We start from the raw sequence: 16267 nt of genomic DNA on the forward strand, positions 1-16267 counted from the left end.
CATGCGCGCCTTGAACCTCGACTTCCAGCCTCGTCCGCGTTCCGGCCCGTTGGGCTGGAGCCTGTTCGGCGGCGGCGTATTCCTTGCGCTGGTGTGCTTCGGCGTGCAGCAGCACCTCGACGATCAGGCCGAACAACAGCAAGGTCACTTGCAACACACCCAACGCCAGCTCACCGGCGACAGCGGCGCCAAGACCACGCTGAGCCCGGCAGAAACCCGCGAGCAGGCGCAGAACCTCGCCGAAATGCGCAAGGTCTCGCAGCAACTGCGTCGCCCCTGGGAGCGCCTGTTCGCCATGCTCGAAGCCATGCCGCGCGACGACATCGCCTTGCTGACCCTGACCCCGGATGCACGCAAGGGCCAGGTGCGGATCAGCGCCGAGGCGCGGGATCTGCAAGCGATGCTGGATTTTCACAAACGGCTGGAAGCCAGTGACGAGCTGTCCGACGTGTCGCTGCTGAGCCACGAAATCGTCGTCAAATCGCCGGAGCAACCGGTGCAATTCAACCTGTCGGCGACTTGGGAGATGGGCGATGCGAATCCCTAGACTGATCGTTCACGAGTACCTGCAAGGTCTCGGTGTCCCAGGCCTGGCCGGACTGGCGCTGCTGCTGGTCACGGTTGCCTGGGCACTCGGCGGTTTGCTGCCGGGCTGGCAATCGCTGCAACAGCTCAGCCAGCAAACCCAAGAGGCCAGCGAATACCTGGCCAGGGTCGAGGACGGCAGCATCGCGCCGCCCGTGGTGCCGCAACGTCAGCTCGACGATTTTCGCAACAAGCTGCCGGCCCAGCCGCAAGCCACTGTCGCCATCGACCGCATCTACGCCCTGGCCGCTCAGGAACACATCACCCTGGCGCGCGGCGAATACGCCCTCGGCGTCGATCCCAAGACGCATCTGGCGCGCTACCAGATCCTGTTGCCGGTGCGCGGCAGCTACCCGCAACTGCGCCGCTTCCTGCATGCCTTGCTCGGCCAGTTGCCGGCGGTGGTGGTGGAGGACGTCGAGTTTCAGCGCAAGAAAATCGCCGACACCGACCTCAGCGGCCGGATCCGTATGACCCTCTATCTGTCGAGGTCGTGATGGACAGCAAACGCATAACCGGCTGGGTGGCGTTCTTCGGCGTGGCGGCGGCGCTGGCCTGGTTGCCGGAATATTTCTCGCCGAGCGACGAGGCGGATTCGACCGAAGTTGCCGTGGCCAGCCCGGCGAAAACCACTGCCCGTGGCGCCTTGCCCGCCAGCAGCGCCAAGGCGAATGCGGCGCCGATCAAGGACCTGAGCCCGGCCGGCGATCTGTTTGCGAGCAAATCCTGGAAGGCCGCGCCGACTTTGGCGACGGTCACCGAACAAGCGATCAACCCGACCCCGGTGGTGCAAGCCCCGAGCCTGCCACCGGTGCCGTTCCAGTTCGTCGGCAGGCTGCATGACCGCAGCGACCTGCAGGTGTTTTTGCAGGACGGCGAGAAAATCTACGTCGTGCGCAGCGGGGATGTGATCGACGACACCTGGAAGATTGCGGCGATTTCCGATCTGGAACTGAGCCTGGTCTACCTGCCTTTGCATTTGTCGCAGACCTTGTCTGTGGGGAGTACGCAATGAACAGATCCCGTTTGCTGATGAGCCTGGGCCTGTGTGCCGGGCTGGCCGCGTGCAGTTCCGCGCAGGTCGCCAACAAGGAAGCCGCCGACCTGATCGATCAGGGGCAGTACGAGGCAGGCCTGGCTCGGATCGAGGAAGGCTTGCGGGAAAATCCGCGCGACACCGAGTTGCACCTGCTGCTCAACAGCGGCCGGGCCAAGGCAATCACTGCGCTGTTGACCTCCGGCGACACCGACCGCGCCCGCCGCGATTTCGCTTCGGCGCGTACCGCCTACAACCGCGTGCTGACCATCGAGCCCAACAACCGCCGCGCCCAGGACGCGCTGCGCCAGCTCGAATACTTGCGCAGCATGGACGAAAAGATCGAACTGGCCCGTGGCGACCTGCGCCGGGGTGACATTTACGGCGCCGACCGCCAAGTGAAACAGGTACTCGAACTCGACCCGACCAACGAAGGCGCGCTGGAGCTGCAAGGCAATATTCGTCTGGTGCAGAGCCGCAACGTGGTCCAGTACCCGCAACTGCGCACCCGACTCGATCGCCCCGTAACCCTGGAATTTCGCGACGCCAATCTCAAGACCATTTTCGAAGTGCTGTCGCAGGTCGCCGGCCTGAACTTCATCTTCGACAAGGACCTGCGCCCGGACATGAAAGCCACGATCTTCGTGCGTGACGTGCGCATCGAAGACGCCGTGCAACTGCTGCTGCAACAGAACCAGTTGCACCAGAAAGTGGTGAACGAAAACACCTTGCTGATCTTTCCGGACTCGCCGCAGAAGCTGAAGGACTATCAAGAGCTGGTGATGCGCACCTTCTACCTGACCAGCATCGACGCCAACACCGCGCTGAACATGATCAAAACCATGCTCAAGACCCGCGACGTATTCGTCGACGAACGCCTCAACACCCTGACCATGCGTGACACCGAAGACGCGGTGCGCATGGCCGAGAAACTCCTGCAATCGCAAGACCAGTCCAACCCCGAAGTGGTGCTGGAAGTGGAAGTGATGGAAGTTGCCACCCAGCGCATTCTCGACCTCGGCCTGCAATGGCCGAACACCTTCGGTGTGGTCAACAGCGACGGTTCGGCGGTGACCATTCTCGATCAACTGAAAGGCATCAACTCCAGCCGGATTTCGATCTCGCCGTCGCCGCAAGCGAAGATCAATGCCCAGGACAACGACATCAACACCCTGGCCAGCCCGGTGATCCGCGTCAGCAACCGTGAACAGGCGCGCATCCATATCGGTCAGCGCGTGCCGATCATCAGCGCCACCTCGGTGCCTTCGACTCAAGGCCCGGTGATCACCGAAAGCGTGACCTACCTCGACGTCGGTCTAAAGCTCGAAGTGCAGCCGACCGTGCACCTGAATAACGAAGTGGCGATCAAGATTGCTCTGGAGGTGAGTAACGCCACACCGCTGGAACCGACCCGCCAGGGGACGATTCCGGTGCAGGTCGATACCCGCAACGCCCAGACTTCGCTGCGTCTGCATGACGGCGAAACCCAGATCCTCGCCGGCCTGATGCGCAACGACCACGGCGCCACCGGCAACAAGATTCCGGGCCTCGGCGACATTCCCGGTCTGGGCCGGCTGTTCGGCAGCAACAAGGACACCATCGGCAAATCGGAACTGGTGCTCTCGATCACCCCACGGATCGTGCGCAACCTGCCTTACCAGAGCCCGTCGGACATGGAATTCCCGACCGGCACCGAAACCAGCATGCACATTCAGGCGCCGGACCGTTCGCAGAACTACACCATGCCAGCGCCTGCCGCGCAGCCTCGTGCAGTCGGTGAAGCGGCCGTGGCAACCACTCACGTTACCGTCGAGAAGCCTTGATCATGAACGCCTCCCAGCGCGGTTTTACCTTGATCGAAGTCGTGGTGACGCTGGCCCTGATCGGCCTGCTGGCCGGCATGGCCGCGCCGCTGACCGAAACCCTGGTACGGCGTGGCAAGGAGCAGGAACTGCGTACCGCGCTGTATCAGATTCGCGATGGCATCGACGCCTACAAGCGTGCCTTCGATGCCGGTTACATCGAGAAGTCCCTGAACAGCAGCGGCTATCCGCCGAACCTGAAAGTGCTGGTCGAAGGCGTGCGCGATGTGCGCAGCGCCAAGGGGGCGAAGTTCTATTTTCTGCGCCGGATACCGCGGGATCCGCTGGTGCCGGCCAAGCGTGACGACAACGGCGGTTGGGGCCTGCGGGCCTACAACAGTTCGGCCCAGAACCCGCGCGATGGCGAGGACGTGTTCGACGTCTACTCCCATGCCCGGGGCAAGGGTCTCAACGGCATCGCGTACCGCGAGTGGTGACTCTCATGCGCCGGGAAAAGGGGTTTACCTTGCTCGAGCTGATGGTGGTGATGGCGATCATCGCGACCCTGATGACCATCGCCTTGCCGCGCTACTTCAACAGCCTCGAGGCCTCGAAAGAGACCACGTTGCACCAGAGCCTGTCGGCCATGCGCGAGGCGCTGGATCACTACTACGGCGACACCGGGCGCTATCCCGATTCCATCGAGCAACTGGTGGAGATGCGTTACCTGCGCAACGCGCCGCTGGACCCGATCACCGAACGCAATGACCAATGGGTGCTGATCGCTCCACCGGACGGCGTGGCGGGCGGCGTTGCCGACATCAAGAGCGGAGCTACCGGGAGGGCGCGCGATGGCAGCCAGTATTCCGAGTGGTAAGCACGCGGAGCAGGGCGGGTTCACCTACCTGGGCGTGCTGTTCCTGATCGTGATCATGGGCATGGGTCTGGCCAGTGCCGGCGAGTTGTGGTCGACCGTGTCGCGCCGCGATCGCGAGAAGCAACTGCTGTGGGTCGGCACCCAATACGCCCAGGCGCTGCGCAGCTACTACCGCAGTTCACCGGGGTTGGCGCAGTACCCGAAAGAACTGGTGGACCTGCTCGATGACGAGCGTTTTCCCGAGGCGCGTCACCATATCCGCCAACTCTATCCAGACCCGATCGGTGGCGGCGAATGGGCACTGCAACGCGGCTTCGACGGGCGCATCACCGGCATCAACAGTGCCTCCACCGAGGTGCCGTTGAAGCAGGCGGACTTCCCGTCGCAGTGGTCGGATTTCGAAGGCATGCAGCGTTATTCGGACTGGCAGTTCGTGGCCGAGAAAGCCTTCCTCGATGGCACCGGCTCCGGCAACGGGGGGCCGGCCAAAGGCCAGTCGGCCCTGCCGCAGGCGTTGCAGCCATGAACGCAAAAGGGTGGTGCGTGTTGATCCTCTCGCTAGCGGCGGCCTGCGCCAGTGCCAGCGAGGAAGACGAAATGATGGGCTTCATCGTCGACGACACGATCTCGCACATCGGCCACGACTTTTACTACTCGTTCAGCGAACGCCTGCGCGACACCAGCCGCATGGATTTCAACCTGGTGGTGCGCGAGCGCCCCGACGCGCGCTGGGGCAGCCTTGTGACCGTCGAATATCAACAACGCCTGGTGTATCGGCGCTTCCTGCCGCCGAACACCGTGGAACTGAAGGACGAGGCCTACGAGGCCGCCGACTCGGTTCGCCTGGAGGTCGTCCGGCGCAAGCTGGAAGCCCTGTTGCAGGACACCACCGACCTTGAGAAGGACGAACTATGAACACGACAACGTTCTCACGGCGCAGCGCATTCTGGATCTCGGGGTTGTTGATCGGGCTTGCCAGCGCCGCTGCTGTCCAGGCCACCGAACTGGTCTACACGCCGGTCAACCCGTCGTTCGGCGGCAACCCGCTCAACGGCACCTGGCTGCTCAACAACGCCCAGGCACAAAACGACCACGACGATCCGGATCTCAAGAAGCGCTCGACGGTGGCCGGCACCTCGGCACTCGAACGTTTCACCAGTCAATTGCAGTCGCGGTTGCTGGGACAACTGCTGGACAACATCTCCACCGGCAACACGGGGAGCCTGTCTACCGACGCTTTTATCGTCAACGTCGTTGATGACTCGGGGGCACTCACGATTGAAGTGACCGACCGAGCGAGTGGCGAAGTTTCCGAAATTCAGGTGAACGGCCTCAATCCATGACGGGATGACGGTTCCGGGGAGTGATGGACATGAAAAAAATAATTGCGCTAGGGCTGATGTTGGCAGCATTACAAGGGTGCAGTCTGCGCGAGCCGATGCCGGCCGAGCAGGACACCGAGACCCCGACCCTGACCCCCAGGGCCTCGACTTATTACGACTTGCTGAAAATGCCGCGACCCAAGGGCCGGCTGATGGCGGTGGTGTACGGCTTCCGTGACCAGACCGGGCAGTACAAACCGACGCCGGCGAGTTCGTTTTCCACCAGCGTGACCCAGGGCGCGGCGTCGATGCTGATGGACGCGATGCAGGCCAGTGGCTGGTTTGTGGTGCTTGAGCGGGAAGGGCTGCAGAACCTGCTGACGGAACGCAAGATCATTCGGGCGTCGCAGAAGAAGCCGAATACGCCGGTGAACATTCAGGGTGAGCTGCCACCGTTGCAGGCGGCGAACATGATGCTCGAGGGCGGGATCATCGCTTACGACACCAACGTGCGCAGCGGTGGGGAAGGGGCGCGGTATCTGGGGATTGATCTGACCCGGGAGTATCGGGTGGATCAGGTGACTGTGAATTTGCGCGCGGTGGATGTGCGCAGCGGGCAGGTGTTGGCGAATGTGATGACCAGCAAGACGATTTATTCGGTGGCACGCAGTGCCGGGGTGTTCAAGTTTATCGAGTTCAAGAAGTTGCTTGAGGCTGAGGCGGGGTACACGACCAATGAGCCGGCTCAGCTTTGTGTGTTGTCGGCGATCGAGGCGGCGGTGGGGCATTTGCTGGCGCAGGGGATTGAGCGGCGGTTGTGGCAGGTGGCGGGGGATGCTTCTACGCCTTCGCAGGATGATGTTTTGAATCGGTACCTGACTCAGAACAAGATTGATCCGGATGCGGAGTGAACGTGGCGGCCTTTGGGCCGACCAGGTTCTGGCTGATGTATCGGGTTCAAATTGTGGGAGCTGTTGATATTTTCAATGTACCTGGACCCTGTGGGAGCTGGCTTGCCAGCGATGGCGGCCTTATAGCCGACCATCCTCTGGCAGATGTACTCAGTTCCCCCTGTGGGAGCCAGCCTGCTGGCGATGGCTATTTCTCAGGCGGTGGGGTTCTTTCTGATTGAGTACATATCCGTTGCTGCGGTTATGGCTTCTTGGGGTTCCGCCCTTACGGCGGGTCACTTTTGGCAAACGCCCCAAAAGTAACCAAAAGGTCTCTACCCTGACGTACGGCCCTCGCTGTGGCTCGGGTTCCTTCGCTCCGGTATTCATCCGGGGGCATCGCCTCCGGTTTGCTTCGCTGCACCTCCTCTCGATGCATGCGGCTGCGCCGCACGGTCGCTGCGCTCCCACCCCCGGATCAATCCCTCCACTCAGCCTTCCGACGGGCCCTGAGATCAAAAGCGGTACTCGAGCTAACGCTCATCGTGTTGAGTGGTGAGAAGCAGAAAGCAGAAAGCAGAAAGCAGAAAGCAGAAAGCAGACTGCTTTTGCATTCTGTGGGAGCCAGCCTGCTGGCGATGGCGGCCTGATAGCCGACCAATTGCTTTGATCGTTCCCACGCTCCGCGCGGGAATGCAGCCCGGGACGCTCCGCGTTCCATTCTTGAATGTTTAAAAGTTGTGTCTTTTTCAGCGATCCTTCCCACAAGGTTTTCAGGTTGTCCATCGGAAGCGCGGGCTCTAGCCTGATTCGGTCGCTGCCAAATCAGCGGCCGGGCCTGGAAACCCGGGAATGTGAGAAGGCGAAAACGCTGTTCATAACGTATGCTTGCGCACCTTCATTGTGTGCACGCTGTTATGGCGGCTGTGCGCGGGAGACATTTATGTCTGCCGGGTCGCGTTCTCCCCGGATTTCCAGCCTGCGTACGGCTGCCACCCATTCTTCCTGGAAGTCGATTGGGCCGGCTGCAATCATCAATGAGGACGCAATGACCATGAAAAAACCAACACCCAACCCACCCGAAACCCAATCCAACCTCGAAACCGACCCAACCTCCCCATACACCTCCACCAACTCCAGAAAACTCCACGAAGCCGCCGAACGCGCCCTCGATCATTACCTCTGCCCCGGCGCCCACATCATGGGCAGCGTCAACGAACCCGCCCCGATGTACTTCGCCAACCCGGCCTACAACACCGAATCCCTGCTCGCCAACGCCAGCGAATCCCTGGGCTCTGCCAGCGAAATGCTCAACAACTTCGCCGCCACCCTCGACCCCGCCCACCGCAAGACCGCGCTGGGTATCGCGCAGATCCTCATGCTGGGTGAACTGGCCGTAAATCAGGCCTTGGATCACGTCGAGCTGAAAGACTGATCAAGCACCGTCCCCAATAAAAAACGCGACCCGGCAATGGGTCGCGTTTTTCACATTCAAACTGGAGTCACCATGGATCCCCTGATCTTCACAATCGTTTCAGACTTCGAAAGCGAAGAGCAGGCCGCCAGCTATGACCGCTGGTTGATTGCCAAAATACAGGCTTCAATCGATGACCCACGACCCAGCATTCCGAATGAACAGGTGATGGCTGAAATGTCGGCCCTGATGGAGGAAAAACGAAGAAAGCATGAGGCGAGGTAAGTGCTTTGCGTTGCTGACGGCAAGAAGGCTCGAGCCGCTATAAATCGCATATTTCATCTCAATTAGCTGAGTACTGAGATACAAAAAAACCGTACCTCCACGGGAAGCACGGTTTTGGGTGTTGAGACGAGGACCCGAGCCTTGGGTCGCCACTTAATCTGCATCAGCGCTTTTGCGCATTGATTCCATCAAGACGTTTATTTCCGCCATCACTTGCTCATGGGGAATACTCGGACGCGGATCATCAAGAGAGGCCTGTACTTCGGCCCGAAACCAACGGTCATAACTCGCAGCCTGTTCCTCAGGACCAAGATCCGAAACAACCGGGCAGAGTGGGTCGATCAAAGTCGGGTCGCTCATGGAACCTCCGGGTTTGGTGCCGGGAAGTCTATTCGGTAACGGTATCGCTGTCGTCGCTGTCTGGATGAATTGCATGTTGGCCTAGCTCCATGAGGATCAAGTTGTCCCGGCAAATCCTGGAGCCTGCACTTTCGACGGCCAACCGCCAGAATTTGTGAGAAAACTCCGCGAATTTCTGAAAACGCTCCGTTTTCCGTAGGACTCCACTCAAGCGTCAGCGCAAAAAAAAACCGCGACCCCAACAGATCGCGGTTTCCCGACACTCAACTCTTACTGCTGCAACACCGTCGCCTGGTTAGCCGACCCGAACTGCTGAATGGTCGCGGTCTGCGTCATCCCGCTCTGATCCACATTGGCAATGTTCCCGGTCCCGCCCTGGGTCACGTACGCCACGTTCATGGTGTCAGCCTGTTTGACCGTGATCATGTTGTCACTGCCGTACAGCTGCGCGGTGTAGGCCTGGTTGCCGGTGCCGGATTGATCGAATTCGGCGCTGTTGCCCGAGCCGTTCGACGAGCCCTGAACCAGGTTGGTGGTGCCGCGCTGGTCGGCGATGAGGATGTTGTCGCTGCCGTTCTGGTCGAAGTACAGCTCATTGTAGGAGTCCGCCTGGCTGACCGTGGTCTTGTTGCCGGTCCCGGTCTGGTTGGTGGTCATGATGTGGCCGACGCCGTCCTGGGTGAAGCTGGCGATGTTGCCGTTGCCGGCCTGATTGACTGTCGCACGCTGGTTGCTGCCGAACTGGCCGCCGTGTTGCGGGCCTTTCCAGTTGCTGGCGTAGACCTTGTTGTCGTTGCCCACCGAGGTGGCGTTGAGGGTGTGGCTGTCACCGTTCTGGTAGGTGTAATGCACATTGCCGTTGCCGACTTGATAGAGCGCCAGGGTCGAGTTGACCGACTCGAACTGGTCGGCATAGATGGCGTTGGTGTTGCCGACCTGGGTGACGGCGGCGGTGTTGTTTTCGCCATAGCTCTGGTCGACCACGGTTTCGTTGCTGTCGCCGTACTGGTTGACGGTGGCCTGGCTGGCCAGTTGCGAGTCTTGCCAGATTTCGCTGCCGTTGAGGTTGCCGAACTGGTTGATGGTGATGTTGCCGCCGGTGCCGTTGCGCTGGTCGCCATAGGCGTAGTTGGTTTCACCGGCCTGGTTGATGCCGATCTGGCCGCCGTTGTGCAGTACTTGTTCGGCGGTGCCGTAGTTGGCGGTGCCGTATTGGGTAATCACCGAGCTGTTGCCGGTGCCTTCGTACAGTTGCTCGATGTTGGCTTCGTTGCTGTCGCCGAACTGGAAGGTCTTGCCTTCGCTGCCGTTCTGCGAGTCCTGGTAGACGAACGAGAAGTTGCCGGTGCCTTGCTGTTGTTGCAGGGCCTGGTTGCCGGCGCCGAAACCGAGGGACTGGCTGGCGTGGGCGGTGTTGAAGGCGCCGGTCTGTTGTTGGGTGATGGTGCTGTTGTCTTCATACAGCTGTTCGGCGTAACCGGCGTTGTAGTCGCCGACCGCGTCCTGGGTGATGACGCTGGTGGCGGTGTCTTGCACGGCGGCGGCGTTGTTGCCCTGGCCCAGTTGGGTCTGGGTCGCGGTGCTGAACGGGGCCTGGGTCTGCTTCACATCAGCGATGTTGGCGGTGCCGAGCTGGCTCTGGGTGGAAATGCTGTCGTCGGCCATGGCCTGGGCACTGATCATGACCAGGATGGCGGCGGTGAGGGGCGTCAGTTTGAACATGATGAACTCTCCGATGATTGCAGTGCTTAGCGATATTGCTTGATCGAAACGCTCATGCCGTTGCCCGACTGGGTCACGGCGCTTTGCAGCCCCGTGCCGGCCTGCTCGATGCTGGCGTCGTTGTTGTTGCCGTTTTGCGAAATCTGCGCACGGTTGTGGCTGCCGGTTTGCGTGATGGACGCGGCGTTGCCGGAGCCGTTTTGGGTGATCAAGGCCATCAGGTCGCTGCCTTGTTGCAGGATGTACGCCTCCTGATTGCTGCCCGACTGCACGATTCTGCCCAGTAGCGACTGACCGTTCTGCGAGAGCAGGGCAAGGTTGACCTGGCCGTTCTGGTCGATCAGGGCTTGCTGGCCCACGGGGGGCGGCAGTTCGCCGAGATCGGCGCTGTTGGGCGCCAGGTCATCGTTTTCCATCAGGTCGTCGGCGCGCACGCCCGCACTGACGCACAGGGCGAGCAGGCAAAGCAGGGCGGCGGTCGGCGTGTTCATGGCGTTGTCCTGTGTTTTCCTGAATCCGAAATCCGGACTGAGCGGGCCCCACCCACTGCGCATTGAACGGTGTGGGGTGGGTGGGGCGTGGGCTCAGAGCGTGGTCACCGATACGGTGCGAACGGTGCCCTGGGACGAACGGATGGTGGCGGTCGGGTTGGCCGACGGCACAACCAGCGTGTTGTTCAGCGTCAGCCGCCAGCGTCCGGTCACCGGTACCGTGGTGCTACCCAGCGTTACCAACCCGTTCGGGGTGGTGACCTGCACGGTGATGGTGTTGCCGGTGGTCACCGAGGAGGTGCCGGCGAAGTCCCAGTTGAAGCGTCCGCCGGAGCGGGCCTGCACGGTCGAGGTGGTGATCGTGAAGGTTTCCGCCGCTGGCCGTAGCGACACCTGCACCGTGACGGTCGCCGGCGTCGACTGGGCGCCGAAGCTGTCCCGGGCGATGTAGGTGAAGGTCGTGGTGAAGGCCGTGGTCACGGTGGCCGGTGGGGTGTAGGTGATCACCGTACCGTCGGTGCTGACCGTGCCGCGTCCTGCCGGCGGTTGGGTCAGGCTGGCGACGCCCAGCGGTGTGTTGCCTTCCGGATCGGTGTCGTTGGCCAGGACGTTGATCGGGATTGCGACACCCAGCGTGGCAACGCTGTCGGCGACGGCGGTCGGTGGCCGGTTGGGCGCAACGGTAATCGTCACGGTCGCCGGGTTGGCTGAGGCCAGGCCTTTGCTGTCCTGGGCCTTGTAGGTGAAGGTGGTGGTCAGCGGAGTGTTGACCACGGCTGGCGGGGTGTAGACCACCGAGGTGGTGCCGCTCAGCGCGACGGTGCCCTGGCCTGCGGCCGGTTGCGTCAGCGCGGTAATGGTCAGCGGCACGTTGTTGTCCGGGTCGCTGTCGTTGGTCAACAGGCTGAGGGTGATCGGCACGCCGAAGCTGGTGCTGCCGGTGTCTGCAACGGCCAGCGGTGCCTGGTTCTCGCCGGTGTCCGGTGCGGTACCGACCACCACCACTGGCTCGGTGTCGCTGCCGCCGGCGGCGGACTTGACCGTGACGGTGGCCGGAGGCTGGGTCAGGTCGGCCACGGTGATTTTTTGCAAAGTCCCGGTTTTCGAAAGGCGTCCGTAACCTTGCGCGACCATGTCCGGCACCGCGACTTCATCGGTCGAGGTGGCTTCGATCAACAGGCTGTGGTTGGCCCAGTTGTAGCGGGCGGTCTGGATTTTCACCACGTCGGTGAGCTTGGCCGAAACGGCGGTCGGACGGGTCGTGCCGGCCGGGTTGGTCGCGGTCACGACCACCACCGACGGCAGGGTACCGGTGCCCAGACGCTGGCCGAAGAACAGCCCGTTGTTGTCACCCAGCAGGCTGGTCTGGCACGGCGTCGGCGGTGGGCCGGGCAGCAACGCCAACGTTTCACGGAAGCACAGGGTCGAGCTGCTGTCGGCCTCGGCGAACACCTCGGCGCGCACTCCGGCCGAAGTACGGCGATAAGTGGCGCGGTCGACGGCGACATGGGTCTGCTGCCGGTTGTCGAGGACCTTGCCGGCGACCGTGAACAGGTTGGTCTGAATCGAGCCGGCACCCGACGGACCATCGATCCGCAGGAAGTTGGTGTTGAACGGGCTGCCGGTCACCGCTTCGGTGAGGTTCGGATCACCGACGAAGGTTTCGATGCCGCCGGTGTCCGGGTTCACTTCGGTGTACGGGCCGTTGATGCTGCGCAGGAATGGGCCGATGGCCCCGTTGAGCGCACCGCTGAAGTTGCCCGGGGCGCCGATACCGATGTCTTTGGTGATGTTGATTGCCCGCCGGCCCGGCGTGGTGACATTGACGGTTTCAACACCGTACGGGTGGGTGATGGTGTAGGTGCCGGCCACCGGTACGTTCACCCGGATGCGGATCCGCGCGAAGCTTTGCTGATCGCCATCGACCGGATTTCCCGAGGCGAACGCCGCTTCGATCCCGGCCACGTAGGCATCCACGCCGAAACCGGCGCCGTTGTTCGGGATGTTGGTTTCGGCCAGGAACCAGAAGGCTTCCGGTGGCCAGTTGTCGGGAAACACCATCGGCAGGGTGTCATCGAACACACCCGGTTCCGGCAGCAGGGTGCACATGTACGCCGGCGGGGTGCTGACCGGCACCCGCGAACTGGCGGCGCGGGACTGGCAGAGCTCCATCGACAGTTGATTGTTGTCCTGGTACCACATCGGGAATTTCCCGGTGGCGAAGGTGTAGGGGCCGGGATCGACGGCGGCCAGTTGCGCGAACGCACTGCCGGTCAGCGAGATTGTCAGCCCGAGCGCGTTGAGCGCGAAACGTGGCCACTTGTTCATGATGCCTCCTGATGCGGATCTGGGCATGTGAGCGTTCATTGCACGATGACCACTTCTTCGGTATCGCTGCCGCCGTTGGACGACGTCACCCGAACCCTGGCCGGTGGAATCGGCGTGATCCCGGTGGACAGGGTTTTCACCGCGCCATCACCGCCCAGCGCACCGATGGTGGCGCCGGTGCCGGAGGTCGCGGTGAGTACCGGTGGCGAAGTTTCGTCACTGGTCGAAGCCTCCACAGTCAACTGCCCGGAACTGAGGCTGTACTCGGCGCGCTGGATCACCACCAGGTCGGTCAGGGTCATGGGCAGGGTGGTCGGTGAACTGGTGGCGATCGCCAGGTGATTGTCGGCGGTCACTTGCAGCACGGTCGGCAAGGTCGGGTTGACCGCCGATTGCGCGTACCAGCTGCCGGTGCTGTCGGCTTCTGTCATGTTCACCACGGGTGTGCTGCTGGTGATGGCGGCGGTACCGGGCGCTGGCGGCGCCTGGACAAACACGTCTTGCTGGGCCACCGGCGCACTGTCGCCGGGTTTGCGCGAGTAGGTGCTGCGCTGCGCAATCAGCGGGGTTGGCCGCACCACCGTCGACAACTTGCCGGACACGGCGAAGGTCGTGGTGCGCAGGTCAATGCCCCCCGGGCCTTCGATCCGCACGTAGTTGGTGTTGAACGGGCTGCCGGTCACCGCTTCATTGAGGTTCGGGTCGCCGACAAACTGCTCGGCCGCACCGGTCAATGGGTTGGTCTCGGTGTAAGGCCCGTTGACGCTGCGCAGGAATGGACCGATGTCACCCTTGAGCGCGCCGTCGTAGGTTTGCGGGGTGCCGATGCCGATGTCGCGAGTCATGTTGATCGCGCGGCGCCCGGGGGTGTCGACGGTGAACACATCGACGCCGTAGGGGTGGGTGATGACGTAGGTGCCGGCGGTGGGCACGTCCACCCGGATGCGGATCCGCGCGAAGCTGATCTGGTCGCCTTCCGCAGGGTCGCCGCCCCCGAACGCGGCTTCGACGGCGCTGACGTAAGTCAGGTCGATGCCGCGTGCCGCATCGACAATGGAGGCATCGCCGGTGAACCAGAATGCTTCATCGGGGAAGTTGGTGGGGAATACGAGCGGTTGCGTGTCATCGAACACGCCGGGGGTCGGCAACAGCGAGCACATGTACGACGGGGCGCCCGGTGTGCTCGGCACGCGGGAGCTGAGCGCTTTGGACAGGCACAGATCCAGGGTGCGACCGTGGGTGTCCTGATACCAGCTGGCGAAACCGCCATTGGCCGGTGTGTAGGGACCCGGGTCGACGGCGAACAGAGCGGCCTGGGCAATGCCCTGGGCCAAGGCGCTTACGACCAGGACGGTCGCGGTTTTGGACAGTAAAGGGTGCATGAGTTAATCCCTCTATCAAAGTACCTGCCCCTTGGGCATGGGTCAGTTGCAGAGGGCTTTACAACTTCCATACCAACGACGCGCCAACTGGCGGCAAAGGCCCGTGGCGCAAGGGTTCGCGGCTTGACGTGGGGGAAAGGGACGCCCGCCCGGACAGGGCGACTTTCCCCAGCATTGGGGATTGTGGGGAGGGCGCTGGTTATCCAGGGGCTTGTGGGGACCCGCATCCGGGCAAACACCCAACCGTGGGCTATAACCCTATAGGGATGTATCGGGAAGTCGCCGCCATGAACATGCAGTCAACATCGCTACCGGTCGAGCAGGGCAGCCAGCGGCTGAGCTCGCGCAAACAGTCGTTCAACCTGTTGCGCTGGTTTTCACTGATCAGCATGGCGGTGATCGGCACTGTGGCCGTAGCGCTGGGGGCGGTGTCGACACGGTTCGTGATCGAGGAAAGCGTGCAGCGCGATGCCTTGCTGACCGCGCAGTTCATTCAGGCCATCGCCTCGGCCGAAGTGCGCCACGTCTCGATCCCCAATATCCGCACCATGGGGGAACTGCTTGATCCTCGTCAGGACAACGACTTTCCCGATGTAGACCCGCAGGCCAGGGCCAGCGCGCGGGGCGAATTTCTTGATCACATCGAACATTTGCCGGATGTGATCCTTGCCAACGTTTATGCGCCGGATCGAACCGTGATCTGGTCGACCAATCCCGCACTGGTTAACACCCGCATTCATGCCGACGAAGACCTCGACCGGGCGTTCGATCAAAGAATTCCGGTGTCGGCCAGCTATCACGATGTCGACAAGGCCCGTGAAGAGCAGAAATTCGTGGTGCCGCCGGAATACATCTTCATCGAAAACTACATCCCGCTGTTCGACGCCGAGGGCAAGAACGTCACGGCGATGGTCGAGATCTATAAAGAGCCCAAAGACCTGATCGCCCGCATGGAGCGCGGGTTGGCGCTGATCTGGCTGGCCACCGCGCTGGGCGGCGGACTGATTTATCTGGGGCTGTACTGGATCGTGCGCCGGGCGGCAATCCTGCTGGCAGCCCAGCAAAAACAACTGATCGCCAACGAAACCTTTGTCGCCCTGGGCGAGATGTCTTCAGCGGTGGCTCACAGCCTGCGCAACCCGCTGGCGACCATCCGTTCCAGTGCCGAACTGGCGCTGGAGTTCGATGCTGGACCTGCGCAGAAAAACATCAAGGACATCATCGGCCAGGTCGATCGCATGTCGAAGTGGGTGCGCGAGCTGCTGCAATCGTTGCGACCGCTCAATGACGACCCGGAACCGGTGAATCTGGTGGCCGCGCTGAACGACAGCCTGATGGCGTTCGAGCCGCAGATCGCCAAGGCCGGCGTGCACGTGGCGTTTCATCCCCAGCAGACGCCGATGGTGCTGAGTCAGCCGGTGCAGCTCGCACAGATCCTCAACAGCCTGCTGGCGAACGCGCTGGAAGCGATGGACAAGGGCGGCACGCTGACTATCACCCTCGAACCGGGCGATAGCCGTGGCGTGATCGTCATGCTCAGCGACACCGGCAAAGGCATGAACGAAGAACAGCGCAGCATGGCGTTCCGGCCGTTCTTCACCACCAAGCAGGGCGGCCTTGGCGTGGGGCTGGTGCTGGTCAAACGGATCATGGAGCGCTTCGGCGGCGGTGTGAGTCTGGACAGCCGCGAAGGCGAAGGCACCACCGTTCGTCTGGCGTTTCAGCTCATTCAGTAAGTTGGGGTGAACTTTCCCCCAGCAGTGGGTGTCAGGC

General features: G+C 62.2%; 18 protein-coding genes. 13 read left to right on the forward strand and 5 right to left on the reverse strand.

The window, feature by feature from the left end; all coding sequences use genetic code 11:
* Position 1: 1 nt before the first annotated feature.
* The 12 genes from NWV16_RS10735 to NWV16_RS10790 all read left to right on the forward strand — a co-directional run bounded on the left by NWV16_RS10735 (position 2) and on the right by NWV16_RS10790 (position 8211).
* Positions 2–547 carry a PilN domain-containing protein gene (locus NWV16_RS10735; protein WP_260522983.1) on the forward strand — a complete coding sequence of 182 codons (546 nt, stop codon included), beginning with the start codon at positions 2–4 and terminating at the stop codon, positions 545–547.
* On the forward strand, positions 534–1082 hold the full coding sequence (locus NWV16_RS10740) for a GspMb/PilO family protein (RefSeq protein WP_085698590.1): 549 nt from the start codon (positions 534–536) through the stop codon (positions 1080–1082). The genes NWV16_RS10735 and NWV16_RS10740 overlap by 14 nt, the downstream gene beginning before the upstream one ends.
* Positions 1082–1600 carry a hypothetical protein gene (locus NWV16_RS10745; protein WP_085698591.1) on the forward strand — a complete coding sequence of 173 codons (519 nt, stop codon included), beginning with the start codon at positions 1082–1084 and terminating at the stop codon, positions 1598–1600. Before NWV16_RS10740 ends, NWV16_RS10745 begins: the two co-directional genes overlap by 1 nt.
* Complete coding sequence (locus NWV16_RS10750; protein ID WP_085698592.1) at positions 1597–3444, forward strand: secretin N-terminal domain-containing protein; 1848 nt, start codon at positions 1597–1599, stop codon at positions 3442–3444. The genes NWV16_RS10745 and NWV16_RS10750 overlap by 4 nt, the downstream gene beginning before the upstream one ends.
* A gap of 2 nt (positions 3445–3446) precedes the next feature.
* On the forward strand, positions 3447–3920 hold the full coding sequence (locus tag NWV16_RS10755) for a type II secretion system protein (protein ID WP_007956136.1): 474 nt from the start codon (positions 3447–3449) through the stop codon (positions 3918–3920).
* A gap of 5 nt (positions 3921–3925) precedes the next feature.
* Positions 3926–4300, forward strand: a complete 375-nt coding sequence (locus tag NWV16_RS10760) for a type II secretion system protein (RefSeq protein WP_011333435.1) — start codon at positions 3926–3928, stop codon at positions 4298–4300.
* Complete coding sequence (locus tag NWV16_RS10765; protein ID WP_260522984.1) at positions 4275–4826, forward strand: type II secretion system protein; 552 nt, start codon at positions 4275–4277, stop codon at positions 4824–4826. The genes NWV16_RS10760 and NWV16_RS10765 overlap by 26 nt, the downstream gene beginning before the upstream one ends.
* The gene (gene csgE, locus NWV16_RS10770) at positions 4823–5215 is read left to right on the forward strand and encodes a curli production assembly/transport protein CsgE (RefSeq protein ID WP_260522985.1); all 393 of its coding nucleotides are present in this window, start codon (positions 4823–4825) and stop codon (positions 5213–5215) included. The genes NWV16_RS10765 and csgE overlap by 4 nt, the downstream gene beginning before the upstream one ends.
* On the forward strand, positions 5212–5643 hold the full coding sequence (locus NWV16_RS10775) for a curli assembly protein CsgF (protein ID WP_260522986.1): 432 nt from the start codon (positions 5212–5214) through the stop codon (positions 5641–5643). The genes csgE and NWV16_RS10775 overlap by 4 nt, the downstream gene beginning before the upstream one ends.
* 29 nt (positions 5644–5672) lie before the next feature.
* A complete protein-coding gene (locus NWV16_RS10780) occupies positions 5673–6533 on the forward strand; it encodes a CsgG/HfaB family protein (RefSeq protein WP_227235128.1) in 861 nt (286 codons plus the stop codon).
* A gap of 1033 nt (positions 6534–7566) precedes the next feature.
* The gene (locus NWV16_RS10785; RefSeq protein WP_260522987.1) at positions 7567–7947 is read left to right on the forward strand and encodes a DUF6124 family protein; all 381 of its coding nucleotides are present in this window, start codon (positions 7567–7569) and stop codon (positions 7945–7947) included.
* A gap of 72 nt (positions 7948–8019) precedes the next feature.
* Positions 8020–8211 carry an antitoxin gene (locus NWV16_RS10790; protein ID WP_260522988.1) on the forward strand — a complete coding sequence of 64 codons (192 nt, stop codon included), beginning with the start codon at positions 8020–8022 and terminating at the stop codon, positions 8209–8211.
* 153 nt (positions 8212–8364) lie between these two features.
* Here the strand turns inward: NWV16_RS10790 and NWV16_RS10795 are convergent, their stop codons facing one another.
* The 5 genes from NWV16_RS10795 to NWV16_RS10815 form a co-directional block, all read right to left on the reverse strand.
* Positions 8365–8571: an antitoxin gene (locus NWV16_RS10795; protein WP_260522989.1), complete on the reverse strand. Its 207-nt coding sequence runs from the start codon at positions 8569–8571 to the stop codon at positions 8365–8367.
* A gap of 270 nt (positions 8572–8841) precedes the next feature.
* A complete protein-coding gene (locus NWV16_RS10800; RefSeq protein WP_260522990.1) occupies positions 8842–10293 on the reverse strand; it encodes a curlin in 1452 nt (483 codons plus the stop codon).
* 26 nt (positions 10294–10319) lie between these two features.
* Entirely contained in the window at positions 10320–10784 is a 465-nt protein-coding gene (locus NWV16_RS10805) for a curlin (RefSeq protein WP_260522991.1), read from the reverse strand.
* 93 nt (positions 10785–10877) lie between these two features.
* Entirely contained in the window at positions 10878–13112 is a 2235-nt protein-coding gene (locus NWV16_RS10810) for an Ig-like domain-containing protein (RefSeq protein ID WP_260522992.1), read from the reverse strand.
* Between the two features lie 35 nt (positions 13113–13147).
* Complete coding sequence (locus NWV16_RS10815; RefSeq protein WP_260522993.1) at positions 13148–14494, reverse strand: hypothetical protein; 1347 nt, start codon at positions 14492–14494, stop codon at positions 13148–13150.
* Between the two features lie 287 nt (positions 14495–14781).
* On the opposite strand from NWV16_RS10815, the gene NWV16_RS10820 reads away from it, so the two are divergent.
* Positions 14782–16230: a sensor histidine kinase gene (locus NWV16_RS10820; RefSeq protein ID WP_260522994.1), complete on the forward strand. Its 1449-nt coding sequence runs from the start codon at positions 14782–14784 to the stop codon at positions 16228–16230.
* Positions 16231–16267 lie beyond the last annotated feature (37 nt).

Origin of the sequence: Pseudomonas sp. BW7P1 (genome assembly GCF_024981055.1) — a bacterium.
Lineage (GTDB): Bacteria > Pseudomonadota > Gammaproteobacteria > Pseudomonadales > Pseudomonadaceae > Aquipseudomonas > Aquipseudomonas bananamidigenes.